This is a genomic window from Streptomyces sp. NPDC005775, from assembly GCF_042871565.1.
Classification (GTDB): Bacteria; Actinomycetota; Actinomycetes; order Streptomycetales; family Streptomycetaceae; genus Streptomyces.
Genome location: NZ_JBIAIU010000004.1, coordinates 464,423 through 483,076 on the forward strand (window position 1 = coordinate 464,423; position 18,654 = coordinate 483,076).

Genomic DNA, 18,654 nt, shown 5'->3' on the forward strand with positions numbered 1-18,654 from the left:
CTCCCGTGCTGTTTCGCCCTGCCCGGTACATTCTCCCACCAGGTAATGACGAACACACGGGCCCGTTAGTTCGCGGTTCGCACCGTGACTTCCCCGTTGTCACTGTGCGCCTTCACCGCATACGGACTGTCGTCGCTGCGGGGCACGTCCACGGAGACGTGCCCGTTGTCGGCCGACGCGGACACCGCGTACCGGCTCCTGCCCGCCGGCAGGTCGATGGTGATGCGCCCGTTGTCACTGACGGTGTCCACGAGATCGGGGACGCGGTCGAAGTCGAGCTTCACCGAACCGTTGTCCGACCGGACCACCACGGACGACGCCGAGACCCGCTCGCCGCGCACGGAGCCGTTGTCGCTCTTCAGCTCCAGCGGCCCGGTGACATCCCGCACGACGACCCCGCCGTTGTCGGAGAACAGCTTGAGCGGCGTACCGAACCCGGACGCGGTGACCTTCCCGTTGTCCGCATCCACGGTCAGGGCGAGCCCCCGAGGCACCTTCACCTGATGATGCGAGCCGCAGTCACTGATCAGCGCCTCACACTTCACCCGAAGCGTCAGCGTGTCGCCCTCCAGCTTCCACACGGGGTCCGGCCCACTCCCGAGCACGGCCCACCCATCGACCTTCCGGGTCACCTCGATCTCCTCCACATCGGCGGGCACGACGTCCACGGTCGAGTTCTCCGCGTCGATGGTCAGCGCCTTCCCGCTGTACGCGAACGACTTGTGCTCGGCGGGAGCGTCCTCCACGTCCGTACTCCCACACCCACTGAGCATGCCGACGAGCAGAACGGCGCCCCCGGAGATCACGAGGGCGTTGGTGCGGGCACGGCTACGGATGCGGGTGCGGGTGGTCATAGCGGTCGAGTCCCCCTGGCTGACGCTGCGGATGTGCCTCCACCGTATGCAGCGCCCGCCCGGGGGACGATGTGGACGGCTACCGTCTTGGGGGTGGGGGTATCCCCCGTATCGCCATCGCCCGGCCAACCGATTGTCGACGCGCGGCGCGAGCCATGTAACCTGTTGCCTCATCCACGGGTGCGTAGCTCAGGGGTAGAGCGCTGCTCTTACAAAGCAGATGTCGGCGGTTCGAAACCGTCCGCGCCCACCAACCAGAACGCCCCCGCAGCAAGCCGCTGCGGGGGCGTTGACGGTGGTTCCTCACTCCGGTCGGCGCCGTCACCGAGGCCCGGCGGTGGTCCGCCGGACAGGGGTGCCCTGGGCTACCTCGCTTTCCACGGGTCCGGAGACGGCTTCAGGCCGAAGGTGTGGTTGAGCCGCGCCTGAGCAGCCTTGAGGCTCTTGATTCCTTCGTCGAACGTGTGCCACCCCCGCGCCGCCTGTCCGCCCTCCTCGGGTGACTGGATCAGGCTGTTCTCCGGTGCCGAACCCAGCACCTGGTGCGCACCCTCGTCGAGGTGATCGATGGCGGCCGACCAGGCTGTTTGGGTCTTGGGGTCGGGGAGGGCGCTGAACAGCCGAGCTGTGCTGATCGCCTCCGTGAGACCGGTGAAGTCCACTATCACCAGCTCCAGATCGCCACGGGGGCGGCCTGCTTGCGCCTTCACAGCTTCCTTGATCAAACTGACCATCGCCGTCTCGCCTCCGTACAGATACCAACTGTTGACGGCCTCAGCGATCTCGGCGGCGGTGGTCGGAGTGGGCGCCGCAGTCGGGGACGGGGACGGGGTCGGAGACGAGGTCGCAGACGGGGTCGATGGGGTGCTCGGTGTGGCGGGGCCTTTGGCCTGGTCGGAGCCGGCTCCCGTACAGGCGCTGAGCAGCACAGCCGTGACGGCCGTGAGCAGCACCGATACGCGGATACGCTTCGGCCGGTTCATCACCGGGCCCTGAGGGTCAGGGCGGTGAGCAGTCGGGCTCGGGGAGTGGCACTCGCGCCCCCACATACTCCTCGCCCACCTGAGCTGCTGGGTTCTTCGTGCCACGGCACTTCCCCTCGTCCGGATGGGGAAAACAGGCCCCCCGCAGTGATCGGAGCGGCCGGTGCATGGCCGCCCCACCGACGCTAGGGCGAGGCGATACATTCCACCAGCGACTGGATCGTATGGGAGCCATGCGATAGACGAATGGGTCGCGCGGGACGGAGGGGTGGCTCGTGTTCGACATCGAGGCGCTGCGGCTGCTGGTGACCGTGGCCGGGGCAGGGTCTTTCACCAAGGCGGCGGTCAGTCTCAACTACACGCAGTCGGCGGTCTCCCGGCGCATCGCGTCGCTGGAGCAGGAAGCGGGCGGCCCACTCTTCGAGAGGCTTCCGAGAGGCGTACGGCTGAACCCGGCGGGCCGCGCCCTGTACCGGCACGCCGTGGACGTCCTCGACCGCCTGGCCCATGCGGAACAGGAGTTGGCCGAACTGCACAGGGGGCACGGTGGGTTGCTGCACGTAGGGGCGTTCCCCACCGCCAACATCGCTTTGGTTCCCGCTGTCTTGCGGGCATTCCGGCAAGCCCGGCCGGATGTCGAGGTCATCGCGGTCGAAGGCCGCAGCGGCACGCTGACGGCCCGGCTCGCGGACGGAGCGCTGGACCTTGCCGTGGTCAGCGGCTACCCCTCCGGGCTGCCCTCTGCCGAAGGAGTCGTCACGACACCACTGTGTGAGGACGAGCTGCTCGTCGCCCTCCCCCGGGAGCATCACCTGGCCGGAGCCGAGGTGATCGACCTGCTCGAACTACGCGACGAGGACTGGCTGCAGGACGCGTACGGGGACCGCCCCACGATGCTCGCCGACGCCTGCGCGCGGGCGGGCTTCGCCCCAAGGAAGATCGTCCGGATCGCGGAGTGGACGGGAAAGTTCGGTTACGTGGCCGCGGGCCTCGGCGTCGCGCTGGTCCCGTCGCTGGCCGCTTGGGCGGTTCCGGAGGGGCTGGTGCTGGCCCGCCTCACCGATCCGTCCCTACGGCGAACCCTGCACGTCGCGCTACCCGCCACCCCGCTGCCGGCGGCGCTGACCCTGCGCGAGTTGTTCCTGGACGGAGGCCTTCGACCGTCGGGGACGCGCTGGACGCCGGACACCCGGCCGGCGTCGCCGGGGCCGGGGGCGGGGGCGGATGTGTGACTCGTCGCATCGGCGTCGGCGGCTGTCGGCCTACGTCTGTGAGTTCCTCAACTCCACGTCCAGGCAGCTCGCTTGGAAGTCGTTGATGCCGGATTCGACCGGGCTTCTCTGAGTGCGGGATGGGGCCGGGCGCGGTCTCTGTGCGGCTGTTTCCCGAGAGAGGGGCATTGTCCTGCCCCCGCTACTCACGTGGTGGCCGGATACGACGAGAAGGCGGAACCGGCCGGATTCGAACCGGCGTCCTCGCGGTTTTGGAGACCGCGCGCGACGACCTCTGCGCTACGGCTCCGCCCCGTCCCATCATGCCAGTGGCTCCCGCTCAGGCATGTTCCAGGCGGCATGAACGGCCCTACGGTCGATCGGCGCATCGGAGGGCGCGCGGCGGCCCGAGTGTGGCCAGGTGCGCGTCGGCGGGATGGCGCTCGCCAACGTGCCGACGCGAACGGTGAAGCGCAGGCCATCCAGCCGTGGGGCGTTGTACGGGCTGGAGTCTGCTGAACGCGCCGACCGCGCTCACCTGCATCGACACCTGACATCTGACTCCCCGTGCGCCGGGCCCGCGCCGTGAGGAGGTCACGCTCCCGGCCGGAACGTCGACCGGCTGAGACGCGCCCGGAACGGAAACGCCCCGGGCCTGTGGGCCCTCCGGACCGGCTGCTAATCTCCGGCCTCGTGAACGACAGCGTGTATGTGGGCAAGGCGGGCAAGGATGCGGCACTGGACCGGGGATGGCTCCTCGGGCACTTCAAGGACGAGGGCGACCCGCGCCACAGTGAGGACGTAGAGATCAAGTGGGGTGTTCACCCTCCTGGGGACGCACGCCGGCAATGGGTGAAGGGCGAGCACCGCACCGCGCTCCTGGTTCTGATCAGTGGCCGGTTCCGCGTCGAACTCCCCGGCCGCAGCGTCCTTCTGGAGGAGCAGGGTGACTACGTGGTGTGGGGGCGCGGGGTCGACCACTCCTGGGTCGCGGAAGAGGAATCGGTGGTGCTGACGGTCCGATGGCCGTCCGTGCCCGGGTACGCGGTTCCGGAGTAGCCCCGAGGGGGCGCGGGGTGTGGTCGGCAGGTGGACGAACCCGGCCCCGCACGCCGAGCAGACGGCCGTGGGCGCCTTCCGGCCTGAGCGGGTCGGGTGGCCGGCCGGTCCGCCGGTGACCGCTCGCGGGCGACGCCTGTGGCGGGATATCGCGTGTCACCGCCCGCGGCAGTGCCCTTAGCCTGTGCGGATGCCTCGGGGGCGAAGGCGCGATCGTTCGGTGTCCCACCGCTTCGGGACGGCCCGAGCCGAACCCCGTGCGACACCTGGGAGGGCACTGAGCGATGACCGTCGACCAGCGTGAACGCGGGGCGGACCCCGCCGCGTCCCCCCTGCGGATCCCCGCCTTCCGGCGGTTCCTGCTGGCTCATCTTGTTTCGGCCACCGGGTCGGCCATGGCTCCGGTGGCGCTGGCGTTCGCCGTGATCGGGCAGGGCGGGGGAGCCGGGGCGCTCGGGATCGTGCTGACCGCGAACACCGTGCCGACCCTGGTCTTCCTCCTCATGGGCGGCGTGCTGGCGGACCGGATGTCCCGCAGCCGCATCCTCTTTGTCGGCAACCTCGGAGCCGGTGCCGCCCAGGCGGCCGTCGCCGTACTGGTCGCGACCGGGACGGCGACGACCTTCGCGATCAGCGTCTGCGCCTGCCTCTCCGGAGTCGCGGCCGCCTTCACCGCGCCCGCCGCTCAGGGGATCGCGAGCCGGCTCGTGCCGAAGGAGCGGCTCCAGCAGGCGAACGCGCTCGTCCGGGTGCCCGGCAACGCGGTCAAGGTGATCGGCCCGGTCGTCGGCGGGTTCGTCGTCTCGTTCACCGGGCCCGCCTGGGCGCTCGGCTGGGACGCGGCCACGTTCGGCGTCGCCGCCCTCCTCCTGCTCGGGCTGCGGCTCGCCGGGGCCGTAGCCTCCGGCGTCGGTCCCCTGGCCGATCTCCGTACCGGCTGGGCAGGATTCCGTTCCCGGAGCTGGCTCTGGAGCTACACCGCAGCCGGGACCGCCGTGGTCGCGGCCTGGCTGGCCGGATTCCAGTTGCTCGGGCCCCTCGTGGCCGAACACGACTACTCCGGCGCCCGCTCCTGGGGGCTGGTGCAGGGCGCCTTCGCCGCCGGGCTGCTGGCCGGGACGCTCGTCTGCCTCGCCTGGAAGCCGCGACGGCTGATGCTGGTCTGCGTGGTGACCAGTGGGGGCATGATGCTGCCGTTGGCCGCCCTCGGGCTGGGGCTGTCGCTGCCGTGGGTGCTGGGCGCCGCCGTCGTCGCCGGAATCGGTCTGGACGTGGCGATCGTCTCCTGGTCCACGATCATGCAGCAGCAGGTGCCCGACGAGGAGTTGGGGCGGCTCAGCGCGTTCAACGCCGTCGGCGAGCGCTTCGCCATCCCGGCCGCGTACCTCCTGGCAGCGGTCGCTTCGGCGCACTGGAGCAGTCGGCAGATCCTCCTGGTGTGCTCGGCGATCATTCTCCTCGCCACCCTGGCCAACGCGTGCGTGCGCGACGTGTACCGGATGCGCCGCCTGGGCTGAACTCCGCTGTGGGGAGCGGATGTTGGTCGGCCGCTCGTTTCGGGGCTCCGGAGTCGTACAAGCGTTGCCGACCCGGTGCCGGCGGGCCCGGCCGCCCTGCGTGCGGGAGTTCTCTGCCCAGGCGGGCCAGCGGGGAGAACGCCATGAACAGCGGGGACAGGGCGAGGGCCGCGGCGGTCACCAGGAGACTCGTACGCAGCCCCCAGCGGCCCGCCAGGAAGCCGCCCAGCAGGGAACCGACCGGGGTCAGGCCCATACCGGCGACGTTGATGGTCGCGACCACCCGGCCCTGTATCCGTACGGGGGTGAGGGCCTGGCGCACGGCCATCATCGTGACGTTGACCAACTGGCCGAACGTGCCGAAGAGGAAGTTGACGCAGAGGAGCACGGTGAGCGTGACGGCCGTCGAGCCGCGCTGCGCCGGTACGCACAGCATCACGCCGTCCGCGACCACCGCCGAGAACACCAGCACCCTGCCGTACCCGAACCGCCCCGGAGCTCTCGCCGCCAGCAGCGACCCCACGACCGCGCCCGGGCCCATCGCGGCGAGCGCCAGGCCGACGGCCGTGCCCGACAGGTGCAGTCCGCGCGGGAGGTACAGCAGATAGAGGGTCATCAGCGCGGCGAACCAGAACTGGAAGAGGGCCGACGACACCGCCACCGCCCGCAACGAGGCGTCACCCGCCACGAACATCAGACCCTCCTGGATCTGCCGCCGGATACGCACCGGGCCGTCGCCGCGCTCGGGGACCGGCTCGTGCCCGCGGATCCGCCGGATCGACACGGACGACAGCGCGAAGAACAACGCACCGGTGACGACGGCGACCGGACCCGAGAACAGCGAAACCAGCGCGCCACCGAGTGCCGGGCCGCCCATCTGCGCAGCCGATCTGCTGCCCTCCAGCGCGCTGTTGCCCCGCAGCAGCCGGTCGCGTGCCACCAGGCGTACGAGCGAGGCCTGGTACGCCACGTCGAAGAACACGCTCAGTACGCCGACGAGCAGCGCGACCACGAGCAGCACGGGAAGTCCGAGGACACCGAGCAGATACGCGGCGGGGATCACCCCCAGCGCCAGGGCCCGCCCGCAGTCCGCCAGCACCATCACCGTGCGGGCGCGTCGGCGGTCCACCCACGCCCCCGCGAAGAGTGAGAGCAGCAGGATCGGCGCCTGCTCCACCGCACGCAGTACGCCGAGTTGACCCGGGCTCGCGTTGAGCGACACCACGGCGATCAGCGGCAGGACCACCTGCGTGGCCTGCGCCCCGAACTGGGACGCGGTCTGACCCACCCAGAGCCTGCGGAAGTCGGCGTCCCGCCACAGACTCGGCGTAGCCTGCGTCCGGCGGTTGCCGGCCGCCGTCATCGCGTGCCCCGCGCGCGGACGGGGGTGGTGCGGAACGTTCGGGTGTACGGCATCGGTTGCACAGAGACCCCTTGAACTGCGGAGGACAACGCTCACCGGCCGGGCACGGGGAAGCGCACCGGCGGTTCGGGCGAGAGGGCTCGCGGCGCCGCGGAACAGGGGCGGCACGCGATGACGGGTCGATCACGACCTACGACGTCAGCGCGTGCTCGGGCGACCGGGCATCCTTACTCCTGTCCGAGGGATCATGCGGTGGTCGCAGGGTAGTCGCCGGGGCGTCGGGCAGGGGAGCGAATTTCCGTCCCGTCCCGCACATCGTTCGCGGGTGGGCCCCGCGGCCGGCGACTGCGGACAGCGGGATATCACCGGCCGGGGCGGGCGGTGGCGTGAGGGCAAAGGGGCGGCAGGATGAGTAAACGGCGTTACGTGGCCAGGGGCGTCCCGGGCGGCTACCGAATCTGGGACAACCGCGGGCGCAAGTGGTGGGGCGACCACTACGAGCTCTGCCCGGACGATCTGCTGCGCGAGCTGAACGGCGACGGGAACCTGGACGCGATCACCGCCCTCATGAAGCGGTACAGGGCGCTGAAGCGTTAGTCGCGGGAGTGCGGGGAGCCGGCCCGGTGGCGTGGCGCGGGAGCCGGGGGCGCCGGTGCGTACGCACCGGTTCACGCCCCGCTCCCTTCACCCGTTCGGCCCCGTCGAGTAGCCGCCTCCGATCGTGCCGAGCAGGGTCGGTCTGACGTGCAGTTCCACCGGCCCAGGAGTCCTCATGGCACAGACCGCGCCCACACCGGGCAATTCCTCCCCGCCTTCGGCCCACCCCGGGGGCGTCAACCCCTGGGCGGCCGGCGGGATCATGTTCGCCGGCGTCCTGCTGATGGTCGACGGGGTGCTGGGGGCGATCAAGGGCATCGCCGGCATAGCGTCCGACGACGTCTACGCGCGGATCAACAACTACGTCTTCGAGTTCAACGTGACGACCTGGGGGTGGATCCACCTCATCCTCGGGGTCATCATCGCCGTCGTCGGCTGGGGCATCCTCAAGGGCTCGGTCTGGGCGCGCGGGATCGGTGTGGGGCTCGCGGCGCTCAACATGATCGCCAACTTCATGTGGCTGCCCTACCAGCCCATCTGGGCCGTCGTCTCCCTCGCCATCGACACCTTCGTGATCTGGGCGCTGTGCACGGACCGATCCAAGGCGGTCGTCTGACGGCCACCGGCGGCAACGGGCCGGACCCGCGCCGCGGCCGGCCGCCCGGCGCCGGAGGGGAAGCCCGCCGAGGGGGACGCGGCCCGGCCGGCGGACACCGGGACGTTGTCAGTGGCGCGGTCCACACTGGATGTATGTGCCGAAGCATCAAGACCCTCCGCCCGCCGGCCCTCCCCGAGGAGGCCACCGAGGACGACGTCCGTGCCGCCGCCCTGCAGTTCGTCCGCAAGGTGTCCGGCTTCCGCGCCCCGGCGGCGCACAACAGGGAAGTCTTCGACCGGGCCGTCGACGAGATCGCCGAAGCGACGGCCCGGTTGCTGGACGGCCTGGAAGTACGGGGTGGTGTCAGGACGCCGTAGGGACGGAGGCGGAGACCGGTCCGGGGGCGGAGGCAGCCGCGGCCGCGGCTGCCGCGGGGCGCTTCATCAGGAGTGCGGCGAACGCGCCGGCGACGAACAGGGCCAGGACCGAGAGGGCCGTGCCCAGCCAGCTCGCCCCGAGCCAGTGGGCGCCGAAGTAGCCGAGGCCCACGCTGTAACCCGCCCAGGCCACGCCTGCCACGGCGGACCACGGCAGGAATTCCTTCACGTTGCGGTGCGAGGCGCCCGCGCCCAGCGAGACGACCGAGCGGCCGGCCGGGGCGAAGCGCGCGATGACGACGAGGACGCCGCCGCCGCGGCTCAGGGCGGCGCCGAGGCGTTCGTGCGCCGAGGTGAGCCTGCGGGAGCGGGCTATGGCGCGGTCCAGGCGCTCGCCGCCGCGCCAGGCCAGCCGGTACGCGGCGAGGTCACCGAGGACGGAGGCGGTGGCCGCGCAGAGGATCAGGGCGAAGACCGAGGGCACCTCGGTCACGTGACGGGCAGCGTCCGCGGCCACGGTGGTGGTGCCTGCGGCGGCGGCCGTGGCGGCCGTGATCACGAGGACCCCGCTCGGCAGTACGGGAAGGAAGACGTCGAGCAGCACGGAGAGGGCGACCACGGCGTAGATCCATGGGCTGCCGGTCAGCGCACCCACACTCTCGAGCACCTTCTACTCCCCGATCGATGACAACGCCGCGACGTCGCAGGGGAGCGGCAGGAGCGGCAGGTTCAGCTGTACAGCGTACGCCTGCCGTTCACCTGGAGATCCATATATATGCGCGATGTTGGGCATCTCACGTGCGTCACGGACACGACGTGCGCACCGGTGCTCCCGTACCGGCGATACCTGCCTCGCCTCCGCGCCCGTACCTCGTGCACGGCGGGGAGCGGTTCCCGTCGTGCACGAGGTGCTGCCCGGGGCCCGGTCGGCGCGGGCCCGTGCGGTGGGCGCGTGGGGTCGGGTCAGGCGGCGACCGGTGTGCTGGGCTCGGGTGCCCGGTCCTGGCCGCCCTCAGCGGTGGTGCGGGAGCTGAACAGCCGGTCCAGGGCCAGGGCCCCGGGACCGGTGAAGACGAGCAGCAGGAAGGCCCAGGCGTAGACGGCCGAGGGCTCGCCGCCGTTCTCCAGGGGGAAGAGCGCCTCGGGCTGGTGGACCTTGAAGTACGCGTACGCCATGGAGCCGGACGAGACGAGGGCGGCGATACGGGTGCCCAGGCCCAGCACGACGAGGCTGCCGCCGACGAGCTGGATGACCGCGGCGTACCAGCCGGGCCAGGTGCCTGCGGGTATGGACCCGCCGCCCATGGCGCCGCCGAGGACGCCGAAGAGCGAGGCGGCACCGTGGCAGGCGAAGAGCAGGCCCACGACGATGCGGAAGAGGGCGAGGGCATAGGGCTGGGCCTGATTCAGGCGTGTGTACATGTGGGGAAACACGTGGGGAGAGCTCCTTCGGTCTGGTGGGGACGTGAACCGACTGAGCGCCAAAGATTAGGTAGACCTCACCAATACTTGCAAGTTCAACGTTTTGTCGAGTGGCCGAAAGATGGCGGGCTGTCATCGGTCAGTGGGCGGTCGAAGGCCAGCTCCAGTGCGGTGCCCGTCTTCCTCGACTTGGCCTGAACCAATGACAGAGCGGCTTTCCGGCCACTCATCGTGAGCGTCATCAGCTGATTGCCGAACCACGGCCCACCCGTCCTCTGCCACCTCACCGAAGGGGTTCCGGTGCGGCCGTGCCGCGCCAGCAGTCGGCCGAGCAGCCGTCCCGTCCGGCTCCAGGCGAAACGGAAGCTGCCCCTGAGCGGGGCGGGGATGGAGTTGTGTACGGGAGAGCAGGTCAGCTGGAGAACGCGAGCCGCTGGTGCGCCGGAGGGGGGCGGAGCGGAAGGTGCGGGCTCCGCGATGTAGGCGTGGTGCACATCGCCCGACAGCACGCATACCGTCGCCGGAGCCTCCGGCCCCTCGGCCACCTCCCGGATCAGCTCCGTCAACTGCCGGAAGGATGCGGGGAAGGCCGCCCAATGCTCCAGGTCGGAGCGTTGTCGCAGGAACTCACCGACCCGCGCCCAGCGGCCGTCCACGCCGCCCCGCTCGCCCCGGCACAGTGCCGCGCTCCACTGCTCCGCGTCATGGATCAGGGGCGGCAGCAGCCACGGCAGCGAGGTGCCGATCAGGAGGTGGTCGTAGGAACCCGGAGCGGACAGGGCCTCCTCCCGGAGCCACTGGGCCTCCTGCGGGTGGAGCATCGCCCGGTGCTGCTCGTCGAGGACCCGGGCCGCGCGGCTGTCCACCATGAGCAGCCGTACTCGGCCGAAAACACGTCGGTAGCTCCACCGGGTGCGGGTCGGGTCGGTGGCTGCCTCGGCCGCGAAACGGCGCACCTCCTGCGTGCCGTCCGGGATGGCGTGCACGGCCGCGTGGAGCGGGTCCGCGGCGAGTTCGGAGGGGGAGAGGTTGCCCAGGTGCTGGTACACCCAGTACGACATCAGCCCGCTGACGATCCGCTCGTTCCACCAGGACGTGGCGCTGATGTCGGCCAGCCAGGCGGCGCTGGTGTTCCAGTCGTCGATGACGTCGTGATCGTCGAAGATCATGCAGCTCGGTACGGTCGAGAGCAGCCACCGCACCTCGGGGTCGCGCCACGACTCGTCGTACAGGCAGGTGTATTCGTCGTAGTCCGCCACCTCGGCCCCCGGCGCTTCGTTCAGATCGCGCCGGGCCGCCAGCCTGCGGCGCGTCGCCTCCGAGGTCTCGTCCGCGTACACCTGGTCGCCCAGGAGGAGCAGCACGTCGGGGCGTGCGGCCTCGGGGTCGGCGGCGAGACGGGTCGCGAGGGCGTCCAGGGCGTCGGGGCCGACGGGGTCGCTGCGGCCCGACAGGTGGCCGCCGGCGGGCGGCGCCGCCCATCGGCAGGAGCCGAACGCGACCCGGACCGTGCCGGGGCCGGACCCATCCCCGCCGTCCGCGGCCCCGGGTATGGGCGGCGTGGTGATCGTGCTCGGCGGAAAGGGGTAGTCCTCGGGCGGCCACACCGTGTGGTCGTCCAGCAGCACTTCGTACGGGGTGGTGGAGCCGGGCGTCAGGCCGGTCACCACCACCAGGGCGTAGTGGTGTCCGGAGACCGCGAAGGTGCGGGACGAGCCCGACGCCCCGTCCGCGCACCGGACTTCGGCCGTACACGGCCGGTCCGCCTCGACCCAGACGGTCGCTGTGGAGGCGGTCTCCCAGTCGACGTACCGCAGTAGTGGTCCCAGGCGCAGCCCGGCCATGTGAAGCTCCTCGCGTCGTTCCGTACGGGACGGTCCGGACGGTCCCGATGGGCGGTGCCGTACGGCGCATGCGTACGGCCGGTTCGTACCGTACGGAACGACGGAGGAGTGCGGGGCGGTTCCGGGGGTGGGTGATGTCTCCCCGGTCGGCGGCGGGCTTCCACTGCTCGGCCTCGCGGGCTGCCGCGCGGGCGCCGAGGAACCCCGACGGCCAGGGAAACCGCGGGTGGAGAACGGGAGCGCCGCACCGGGCCCGGTCGGCCTGGTGCGGCGGTCATGCCTTGAGGTGGGTGATGTCCCCGCCGCCGCGGCCGAGTGCGCGTACCGGTCGACGAGTCGGGGCGGCCGGGTCGGGAAGGACCCGGCCGCCGGATGTTCAGCAGCCGTTGAGCACGGTCTGGAGGGCGCTCTTCTCGGCCGAGTCGACGGTCAGGTCGTAGTAGTGCTTCACGTGCACCCACGCGCGCACGTACGTGCACTTGTACGCGGTGCGCGAGGGCAGCCACGTCGCGGGGTCCTGGTCGCTCTTGGACTGGTTGACGTTGTCCGTGACGGCGATGAGCTGGGGGCGCGTCAGGTCGTTGGCGTACGCCTGGCGTTCGGCGTTGGTCCAGCTGGAGGCGCCGGAGCGCCATGCCTCGGCGAGCGGGACCATGTGGTCGATGTCCAGGTCGGATGCGGCGGTCCAGGTGGCGCCGTCGTACTGCGAGTACCAACTGCCGCTGACAGCGGCGCAGCTGGAGTCCTGCGAGACGTTCGTACCGTCCCGCTTCAGGACGACCTCGCGGGTGTTGCACGCACCCGACTGGGTGATCCAGTGCGGGAACTTGTCCCTGCTGTATCCGCTGGACGAGCCCTCCGCCTTCACGGTCAGCTCGCCGAGATACGTACGGGCGGTGGAGGCCGAGACGGGGGTGGGCATGGCCGCCTGGGCGCTTGGAGCCGTGAGGAGTCCGGTGGTTGCGGTGAGGGCGGCGGATGCGGCGAGTACGGCTATGCGACGCGCGTAGACACGTGACATGTGAACTCCCATGATGTGGGGGGTGATTGAACGGCCCGTGCGGAGAGCGGCCCGGTCATCGTGGCGGCGCCAGGTTTCCGTGGGGTGGGCGCCAGGTAACAGAGTGGCGACATGGGCACGTCACATCAAGGGGTTCGACGAAGAGGTTCGGGGTGCGGGGGCGTACCGGAGTGCGTGCGCGGGCGTAGGGAGCCGAGGGGGCGGCGGTTCCGTCGAGTGGGGCGTGGGCCGGGGCGGGTCCGACCCGCACCGGGGATTCCGGTTCGTGGCGGGAGACCGGGTGTGCGCGGTCCTATGGTGGCGGCGTGCTGCTTCCGGTCAACATCACGCTCGGCGTCGTCCTGGCGCTGCTGCTCGCGGCGGCCGCCGCCGTCGCCCGGGTCGCGTCCCTCGGTCGCTCGCGGGAGATCGTCGTGGCCGGGCTACGGGCCGCGGTTCAGCTCGCCGCGGTCTCCTCGCTCATCGGCTGGGTGGTCCACGCCCTCGCGCCGACGTTCGCGTTCATCGCGCTGATGTACGCGGTGGCCGTGTGGACCGCGGGCCGCCGCGTCACGGGAAACCGCACGTGGCGATGGGTGGCCGTGCCGATCGGGGTGGGGGTCGCACCGGTGGTCCTCGCGCTGCTGCTCACCGGTCTCGTCCCGGTGCGGGGCATCGCGCTGATCCCGGTGACGGGCATCCTCATCGGGGGAGCGCTGACCGCGACCGTGCTCGGCGGCCGCCGGGCACTCGATGAACTGACCGTGCGGCGGGGCGAGGTGGAAGCGGCGATGGCCCTCGGATTCCTGGACCGTGACGCACGGCTGGAGATCGCGCGGCCCGCGGCGTCGGACGCGCTGCTGCCGGGGCTCGACCAGACGCGCACGGTGGGGCTCGTCACGCTGCCCGGGGCGTTCGTGGGCATGCTGCTGGGCGGCGCCTCACCCGTACAGGCGGGCGCCGTACAGCTGTTCGTGCTGGTGGCCCTGATGGCCGTACAGGCCGCGGCCGTCGCGACCGTGCTGGAACTGGTGGCGCGGGGGCGGCTGCACCGCGAGGTGAGGGGAGCGGACGCGGGGCGCTGACGCCCTGCGGCCCGATGCGGCTAGCGCTCGTTGACGTGCAGCACGACCGAGCCGTCCGCCGCCGCTTCCACCCGGATGCGCGTCAGGTCGTCGACGTGGGCGTCGGGGGAGAGCGCCGCCGCGCGCGGGCCCACGCCCACGACGCGCATGCCCGCCGCCCGGCCGGCCGCGATGCCCGCCTCGGAGTCCTCGAAGACGATGCAGTCCGCCGGTGCGAAGCCGAGACCGGCCGCGCCCTTGAGGAAGCCCTCGGGGTCCGGCTTGCTGGCGCCGACGCTCTCGGCGGTGACGCGGAGCTCCGGCATCCGCAGCCCCGCCGCGGTCATCCGGGCCCGGGCCAGAGCCAGGTCGGCGGAGGTGACCAGGGCGTGCGGGAGCGCGGTGATCGCGTCCATGAACGCGGGAGCGCCGCCGATCGGGACGACGCCGTCGGTGTCGGCGGTCTCCTCGGCGAGCATCAGCCGGTTGTCCGCGTAGTTCTCCTCCATGGGGCGGTCCGGGAGGAGCACCGCCATGGTGGCGTAACCCTGCCGGCCGTGCACCACCTTGAGCGCCGCCTCCGGGTCCAGGCCCTGGCGCAGCGCCCAGCGCCGCCAGCAGCGCTCCACGACGGCGTCGGAGTTCACCAGCGTGCCGTCCATGTCGAGGAGGAGTGCGCGGGCGGTGAGGACGGTGGCCGGCATGGGCGGGCTCCAGAGCGGGGGAAGCGAACGCCGCGGGGGGATGTGCGGCGCGGGAAAGAAACAAGTGGCCCCCGCTCGCCGGTCAGGGTGTGCGCGCGGAGGCCACTTTGTTTCTCCACGATACAAAAACAGGGCCGCGAAAGCGAATCGCTGCGCCGCCAGGGGTGGCCCCGTGCGGTCAGTGGCGCCCCCGGCCCGATGTGTTGCCTTCCAGCTTGGCCCGGGTGTTCGGGCCGTAGACGCCCTCGGGGTCGCCCTGGACGTTCCACCAGATCTGGAAGTCGTGCACGGCCTTCTGGACCCGCTCCGAGTAGGTGTCGTCGGTGGGGCCCTGGCCGAGCACCCAGGCTTCCTGGAGCCTGCGCTGCAGCTCGGCCACCTCCGGGCCCGAGTCTCCGAGCTTCAGCGTCGGGTCGCCCTGTGTCTGGGCGGGCGGCGCCACCGCCGCGGGGTCGCTGCTCCCCGCAGTGGCCGACGGGGACGACGCGGCGCCCGGCCGTGACGCCGACGTGGACGGCGACGCGGAACGGGAGGCGGAGATCGACGCCGACGGCGACGCGGAGCCGGACGCGGACCCCGAAGCCGACGCGGACGGCGAGCGGGAGGCCGACCGCGAGGCCGACGCGGAAGCGGACGCCGACGCGGACGCCGACGGCTCGATGCCCTCCTCGGGGAGGCTGGCCACCGTGGAGGGCAGCGCCTGGTCCAGGTCGGCCTCCTGGTCCCTGTCCCCGTTGAACAGCCCGCCCACGAACGCCGCCGTGCCGACCACCGTGACGACGGCCGCCCCCGCGACCAGCGCCGCGAAGGGCCGCCGACGTCGTGGCTGCACGGGGTCCGGGCCGGTCATGAGGAGTGCGGTCCCGGAGAGACCCGCCGCCGTGTGGCCCGAAGCGGTCGTTTCCGGGCCCGCCGGATCAAGGAACAGCGGCATCGTCGTGGCGGCGTCGCCGGGCTGCCCGTCCGCCGCGTGCCCCCGCTCCCGCGACGGGCCGGTGGCCGCAGCCGCGTCCTCGCCGCCCAGGGTCACGTACGGCCGGATGCGCAGCGGATCGAAGTCCTCCGCCGCCGCCATCTCCGCCGAGCGGTCGGCGTGGTGCTGCTCCGCGATGCGCTGCTGCTCGGCGGCCCGTTCCTCGTCGCCGAGGTGGTGCGGTCCGGCGGGCTGCTGCGTGAAGGCGGCACCGCCGTGGGCCGGGCGTGCCGCGCAGGCGCAGCCCGGGCCGGTGCCCGGTCTGTTGTCCGTACCGCACTCCGGGCATATATGTCCGGTCATGGTGGGTCCCCTCCCCTTGAACTGTTTGCGATTATGCAGCCCGCCGCCGGGAAGCCCAATCATGGAGTTCTTCGGCAGGCCATAACGGTGCGGAACGGACAGGATGGGGGTGTATCGGATCCGAGGAGATGTTCTATGGCCCAGCAGTTGAGCCCCCCGGCCCTGGGCCCCGGCGCCGAGCGCTCCACGCGGTCGGTTCTGGTGGCGATCGGCGCACTGCTTCTCGGCATGCTCCTCGCCGCACTCGACCAGACGATCGTCTCCACCGCGCTGCCGACGATCGTCAGCGACCTCGGCGGCCTGGAGCACCTGTCGTGGGTGGTCACGGCCTATCTGCTGGCGTCGACCGCCGCGACCCCGCTCTGGGGCAAGCTCGGCGACCAGTACGGGCGCAAGAAGCTCTTCCAGACCGCCATCATCATCTTCCTGATCGGCTCGGCCCTCTGCGGCATCGCCCAGAACATGCCGCAGCTGATCGGCTTCCGCGCCCTCCAGGGGCTCGGCGGCGGCGGTCTGATGGTGTTGTCGATGGCGATCGTCGGCGACCTCGTCCCCCCGCGTGAACGCGGCAAGTACCAGGGTCTGTTCGGCGCCGTGTTCGGCGCGACGAGCGTCCTCGGACCGCTCCTCGGCGGCTTCTTCACCGAGCACCTCAGCTGGCGCTGGGTCTTCTACATCAACCTGCCCATCGGGGTCGTCGCGCTCGCCGTGATCGCCGCCGTGCTGCACATCCCGGTCCGCCGGACGAAGCACACCATCGACTACCTCGGCACCTTCCTCATCGCCTCCGTCGCCACCTGCCTGGTCCTCGTCGCCTCACTCGGCGGCACCACCTGGGCCTGGGGTTCGGCGAAGATCATCGGTCTCGCGGTACTCAGCGTGGTGCTGCTGATCGCGTTCGTGTTCGTGGAGCGGCGCGCGGCCGAACCCGTCCTGCCGCTGAAACTGTTCCGGATCCGGACCTTCAGCCTCGTCGCGGTGATCAGCTTCGTCATCGGCTTCGCGATGTTCGGCGCGATGACCTATCTGCCGACGTTCCTCCAGGTGGTGCACGGCATCACGCCGACCATGTCCGGCGTCCACATGCTCCCCATGGTGTTCGGCCTGCTCATCACCTCGACGCTGTCCGGCCAGCTCGTCAGCCGTACGGGCCGCTGGAAGGTCTTCCCGATCCTCGGCACCGGCATCACCGCGGTCGGCCTGCTGCTCCTGCACCGGCTGACGGAGACCAGCCCCACCTGGGAGATGAGCATCTACTTCTTCGTCTTCGGGGCGGGGCTCGGCCTGGTGATGCAGGTCCTGGTGCTGGTCGTGCAGAACGCGGTCTCGTACCAGGACCTCGGCGTGGCCACCTCGGGCGCGACGTTCTTCCGCTCCATCGGCGCCTCGTTCGGTGTCGCGATCTTCGGCACCATCTTCACCAGCCGGCTCACCGACAAGCTCGGCTCCGCGCTCGCCGACCGGCCGCTGCCGCCCGGAGTCAGCGCCAAGGGGCTGGCCGCCGACCCGCGCGCCATCGGCCAGCTGCCGCCGGCGCTCCAGCAGCCCGTCCTCAACGCGTATTCGACGTCGATCACCGATGTGTTCCTGTACGCCGCCCCCGTCGTCCTGATCGCCTTCCTCTTCGCCTGGCTGCTCAAGGAGGACCCGCTGCGCGGTTCGGTGACCGCCCCCGACACCACCGAGACCCTGGCGTCGAACCCGGTCCAGCGCTCCTCGTACGACGAGTGCGCACGCGCACTCTCCGTCCTCGCCACCCGGGAGGGCCGCCGCGAGGTCTACGTGAAGATCACCGAGAGGGCCGGCTACGACCTGCTGCCTGCCGCCAGCTGGATGCTGCTGCGCATCAAACGGCACGGCACCATCGAACCCGCCCGGCTCGCCGAGGTCGCCCCCGTACCGCTGCGGGTCGTCAGCGACGCCGCCCGGCAGTTGGAGGAGCGCGGCCTGGCCCGCCGGGTGGGGGTGCAGATGGTCCTCACCGAACCGGGCGCCGAGGCCGTGGTGAAGCTCTCGCAGGCCCGTGAGGAGTCCCTGGCCGAGCTGCTGGGCGACTGGTGGGGCCCGGACCGGCCGACCGACCTGGTCGCGCTCGTGTCCGAACTGACCAAGGAGACCAGCGGGTCGAGCAAGGAGCGCCCCCACACCCCGGCGCCCAAGAGGGACCACTCGGCCGGGCACCCGCAGCACCCGCCGGTCTGAGGAGACCCGGTGCCCTACAGCTCCTTGGCGAACCAGTGCTCCGCGTACATGCGGTGGTGGAAGGCCGGGACCTCGCGGTAGCCGTGCTTGGCGTACAGACCGCGCGCCTCGACCAGGTCGTTGCGGGTGTCGAGCCGGATCTGCCGCACGCCGGCGGCCCGTGCCAGGCTCTCGACGGCCGCGAGCAACAGCCCGCCGCCGCCCGTGCCGCGCGACCCGGGGCGTACGTAGACCCGGGTCAGCTCCGCGACGCCCGCCTCCACCACGATCAGCCCCGCGCAGGCCGCCGCGCCGCCCCCGAAGCGGCCGACGACGAACGCGCCGGTCGGCGGTACGAGCAATGCGGCGCCGTCGTCGGTGAGCCCCTCGTCGATCTCCTCAGCCGTCGCGGGCCGCCCCCAATAGCGGCTGGCCACCTCGTCGTAGTAGTCCCGGCGCAGCTGGGCGGCGTCGGGGGAGTCGAAGCGTTCGGGGGTCACGGTCCACGTCATCGGGTCATTCTGGCGGGCGCCCGGCATCAAGGAGAAACGATTTGGCGCGCGCAGACGTCGGGACCGCCATCCCGCGATTCACCCGGCGTACG

Annotated in this window: 18 protein-coding genes and 2 tRNA genes; 9 read left to right on the forward strand and 11 right to left on the reverse strand. The window is 71.5% G+C overall.

The features are described from left to right. Positions 1 to 65: 65 nt before the first annotated feature. Positions 66 to 854 (reverse strand): DUF4097 family beta strand repeat-containing protein, encoded by a 789-nt coding sequence (locus ACFYPA_RS12480; RefSeq protein WP_389131434.1) that lies wholly within the window; start codon positions 852 to 854, stop codon positions 66 to 68. Positions 855 to 1,032: 178 nt separating this feature from the next. Here ACFYPA_RS12480 and ACFYPA_RS12485 point away from each other — a divergent pair. Further along, positions 1,033 to 1,107, forward strand: a tRNA-Val gene (locus ACFYPA_RS12485). Positions 1,108 to 1,219: 112 nt separating this feature from the next. Here ACFYPA_RS12485 and ACFYPA_RS12490 read toward each other — a convergent pair. Further along, a complete protein-coding gene (locus ACFYPA_RS12490) occupies positions 1,220 to 1,837 on the reverse strand; it encodes a hypothetical protein (RefSeq protein ID WP_389131437.1) in 618 nt (205 codons plus the stop codon). A gap of 275 nt (positions 1,838 to 2,112) precedes the next feature. On the opposite strand from ACFYPA_RS12490, the gene ACFYPA_RS12495 reads away from it, so the two are divergent. Further along, the gene (locus ACFYPA_RS12495; RefSeq protein ID WP_389131439.1) at positions 2,113 to 3,069 is read left to right on the forward strand and encodes a LysR family transcriptional regulator; all 957 of its coding nucleotides are present in this window, start codon (positions 2,113 to 2,115) and stop codon (positions 3,067 to 3,069) included. Positions 3,070 to 3,283: 214 nt separating this feature from the next. Here ACFYPA_RS12495 and ACFYPA_RS12500 read toward each other — a convergent pair. Beyond that, a tRNA-Trp gene (locus tag ACFYPA_RS12500) sits at positions 3,284 to 3,358 on the reverse strand. A 383-nt stretch (positions 3,359 to 3,741) separates the two neighbouring features. On the opposite strand from ACFYPA_RS12500, the gene ACFYPA_RS12505 reads away from it, so the two are divergent. Together ACFYPA_RS12505 and ACFYPA_RS12510 are read left to right on the forward strand one after the other, a co-directional pair. Further along, on the forward strand, positions 3,742 to 4,107 hold the full coding sequence (locus ACFYPA_RS12505; RefSeq protein ID WP_359081431.1) for a signal peptidase I: 366 nt from the start codon (positions 3,742 to 3,744) through the stop codon (positions 4,105 to 4,107). A 284-nt stretch (positions 4,108 to 4,391) separates the two neighbouring features. Then, positions 4,392 to 5,624 (forward strand): MFS transporter, encoded by a 1,233-nt coding sequence (locus ACFYPA_RS12510; protein ID WP_359081429.1) that lies wholly within the window; start codon positions 4,392 to 4,394, stop codon positions 5,622 to 5,624. On the opposite strand, the gene ACFYPA_RS12515 is transcribed toward ACFYPA_RS12510, so the two are convergent. Next, on the reverse strand, positions 5,557 to 6,987 hold the full coding sequence (locus tag ACFYPA_RS12515) for an MFS transporter (protein WP_389131444.1): 1,431 nt from the start codon (positions 6,985 to 6,987) through the stop codon (positions 5,557 to 5,559). The genes ACFYPA_RS12510 and ACFYPA_RS12515 overlap by 68 nt on opposite strands. A gap of 408 nt (positions 6,988 to 7,395) precedes the next feature. On the opposite strand from ACFYPA_RS12515, the gene ACFYPA_RS12520 reads away from it, so the two are divergent. The 3 genes from ACFYPA_RS12520 to ACFYPA_RS12530 all read left to right on the forward strand — a co-directional run bounded on the left by ACFYPA_RS12520 (position 7,396) and on the right by ACFYPA_RS12530 (position 8,559). Further along, positions 7,396 to 7,584, forward strand: coding sequence for a hypothetical protein (locus ACFYPA_RS12520; RefSeq protein WP_389131447.1), 189 nt, complete (start codon positions 7,396 to 7,398; stop codon positions 7,582 to 7,584). A gap of 175 nt (positions 7,585 to 7,759) precedes the next feature. Beyond that, complete coding sequence (locus ACFYPA_RS12525; protein WP_359081423.1) at positions 7,760 to 8,200, forward strand: hypothetical protein; 441 nt, start codon at positions 7,760 to 7,762, stop codon at positions 8,198 to 8,200. Between the two features lie 134 nt (positions 8,201 to 8,334). Beyond that, complete coding sequence (locus ACFYPA_RS12530; protein WP_359081421.1) at positions 8,335 to 8,559, forward strand: DUF2277 domain-containing protein; 225 nt, start codon at positions 8,335 to 8,337, stop codon at positions 8,557 to 8,559. Here the strand turns inward: ACFYPA_RS12530 and ACFYPA_RS12535 are convergent. From ACFYPA_RS12535 to ACFYPA_RS12550, 4 genes are all read right to left on the reverse strand, one after another. Next, a complete protein-coding gene (locus ACFYPA_RS12535) occupies positions 8,546 to 9,226 on the reverse strand; it encodes a VTT domain-containing protein (RefSeq protein ID WP_359081419.1) in 681 nt (226 codons plus the stop codon). The genes ACFYPA_RS12530 and ACFYPA_RS12535 overlap by 14 nt on opposite strands. A 296-nt stretch (positions 9,227 to 9,522) precedes the next feature. Beyond that, a complete protein-coding gene (locus tag ACFYPA_RS12540; RefSeq protein WP_359081417.1) occupies positions 9,523 to 9,981 on the reverse strand; it encodes a DoxX family protein in 459 nt (152 codons plus the stop codon). A gap of 95 nt (positions 9,982 to 10,076) precedes the next feature. Continuing rightward, positions 10,077 to 11,825 carry an alkaline phosphatase D family protein gene (locus ACFYPA_RS12545; protein WP_359081415.1) on the reverse strand — a complete coding sequence of 583 codons (1,749 nt, stop codon included), beginning with the start codon at positions 11,823 to 11,825 and terminating at the stop codon, positions 10,077 to 10,079. Positions 11,826 to 12,201: 376 nt separating this feature from the next. Beyond that, positions 12,202 to 12,846 carry an HNH endonuclease family protein gene (locus ACFYPA_RS12550; protein ID WP_359081413.1) on the reverse strand — a complete coding sequence of 215 codons (645 nt, stop codon included), beginning with the start codon at positions 12,844 to 12,846 and terminating at the stop codon, positions 12,202 to 12,204. Positions 12,847 to 13,151: 305 nt separating this feature from the next. Between ACFYPA_RS12550 and ACFYPA_RS12555 the strand changes: the two genes are divergently transcribed. Next, complete coding sequence (locus ACFYPA_RS12555; RefSeq protein ID WP_359081412.1) at positions 13,152 to 13,910, forward strand: ABC transporter permease; 759 nt, start codon at positions 13,152 to 13,154, stop codon at positions 13,908 to 13,910. A gap of 20 nt (positions 13,911 to 13,930) precedes the next feature. Here the strand turns inward: ACFYPA_RS12555 and ACFYPA_RS12560 are convergent, their stop codons facing one another. Further along, positions 13,931 to 14,593 (reverse strand): HAD-IA family hydrolase, encoded by a 663-nt coding sequence (locus ACFYPA_RS12560; RefSeq protein ID WP_359081411.1) that lies wholly within the window; start codon positions 14,591 to 14,593, stop codon positions 13,931 to 13,933. Between the two features lie 178 nt (positions 14,594 to 14,771). Next, complete coding sequence (locus ACFYPA_RS12565; protein ID WP_359081409.1) at positions 14,772 to 15,869, reverse strand: peptidoglycan-binding domain-containing protein; 1,098 nt, start codon at positions 15,867 to 15,869, stop codon at positions 14,772 to 14,774. Positions 15,870 to 16,004: 135 nt separating this feature from the next. Here ACFYPA_RS12565 and ACFYPA_RS12570 point away from each other — a divergent pair, with 135 nt between their 5' ends. Continuing rightward, positions 16,005 to 18,071, forward strand: coding sequence for an MDR family MFS transporter (locus tag ACFYPA_RS12570; RefSeq protein ID WP_359081407.1), 2,067 nt, complete (start codon positions 16,005 to 16,007; stop codon positions 18,069 to 18,071). A 14-nt stretch (positions 18,072 to 18,085) separates the two neighbouring features. On the opposite strand, the gene ACFYPA_RS12575 is transcribed toward ACFYPA_RS12570, so the two are convergent. After that, positions 18,086 to 18,562 carry a GNAT family N-acetyltransferase gene (locus ACFYPA_RS12575; RefSeq protein WP_359081406.1) on the reverse strand — a complete coding sequence of 159 codons (477 nt, stop codon included), beginning with the start codon at positions 18,560 to 18,562 and terminating at the stop codon, positions 18,086 to 18,088. Positions 18,563 to 18,654: the final 92 nt, after the last annotated feature.

Excerpts from the sequence above, each read along its gene's own strand:
- ACFYPA_RS12480 (WP_389131434.1), bottom strand. The coding sequence starts at position 854 with ATGACCACCCGCACCCGCATCCGTAGCCGTGCCCGCACCAACGCCCTC.
- ACFYPA_RS12490 (WP_389131437.1), bottom strand. The coding sequence starts at position 1,837 with ATGAACCGGCCGAAGCGTATCCGCGTATCGGTGCTGCTCACGGCCGTC.
- ACFYPA_RS12510 (WP_359081429.1), top strand. The coding sequence starts at position 4,392 with ATGACCGTCGACCAGCGTGAACGCGGGGCGGACCCCGCCGCGTCCCCC.
- ACFYPA_RS12515 (WP_389131444.1), bottom strand. The coding sequence starts at position 6,987 with ATGACGGCGGCCGGCAACCGCCGGACGCAGGCTACGCCGAGTCTGTGG.
- ACFYPA_RS12520 (WP_389131447.1), top strand. The coding sequence starts at position 7,396 with ATGAGTAAACGGCGTTACGTGGCCAGGGGCGTCCCGGGCGGCTACCGA.
- ACFYPA_RS12525 (WP_359081423.1), top strand. The coding sequence starts at position 7,760 with ATGGCACAGACCGCGCCCACACCGGGCAATTCCTCCCCGCCTTCGGCC.
- ACFYPA_RS12530 (WP_359081421.1), top strand. The coding sequence starts at position 8,335 with ATGTGCCGAAGCATCAAGACCCTCCGCCCGCCGGCCCTCCCCGAGGAG.
- ACFYPA_RS12540 (WP_359081417.1), bottom strand. The coding sequence starts at position 9,981 with ATGTACACACGCCTGAATCAGGCCCAGCCCTATGCCCTCGCCCTCTTC.
- ACFYPA_RS12545 (WP_359081415.1), bottom strand. The coding sequence starts at position 11,825 with ATGGCCGGGCTGCGCCTGGGACCACTACTGCGGTACGTCGACTGGGAG.
- ACFYPA_RS12550 (WP_359081413.1), bottom strand. The coding sequence starts at position 12,846 with ATGTCACGTGTCTACGCGCGTCGCATAGCCGTACTCGCCGCATCCGCC.
- ACFYPA_RS12560 (WP_359081411.1), bottom strand. The coding sequence starts at position 14,593 with ATGCCGGCCACCGTCCTCACCGCCCGCGCACTCCTCCTCGACATGGAC.
- ACFYPA_RS12565 (WP_359081409.1), bottom strand. The coding sequence starts at position 15,869 with ATGACCGGACATATATGCCCGGAGTGCGGTACGGACAACAGACCGGGC.
- ACFYPA_RS12570 (WP_359081407.1), top strand. The coding sequence starts at position 16,005 with ATGGCCCAGCAGTTGAGCCCCCCGGCCCTGGGCCCCGGCGCCGAGCGC.
- ACFYPA_RS12575 (WP_359081406.1), bottom strand. The coding sequence starts at position 18,562 with ATGACGTGGACCGTGACCCCCGAACGCTTCGACTCCCCCGACGCCGCC.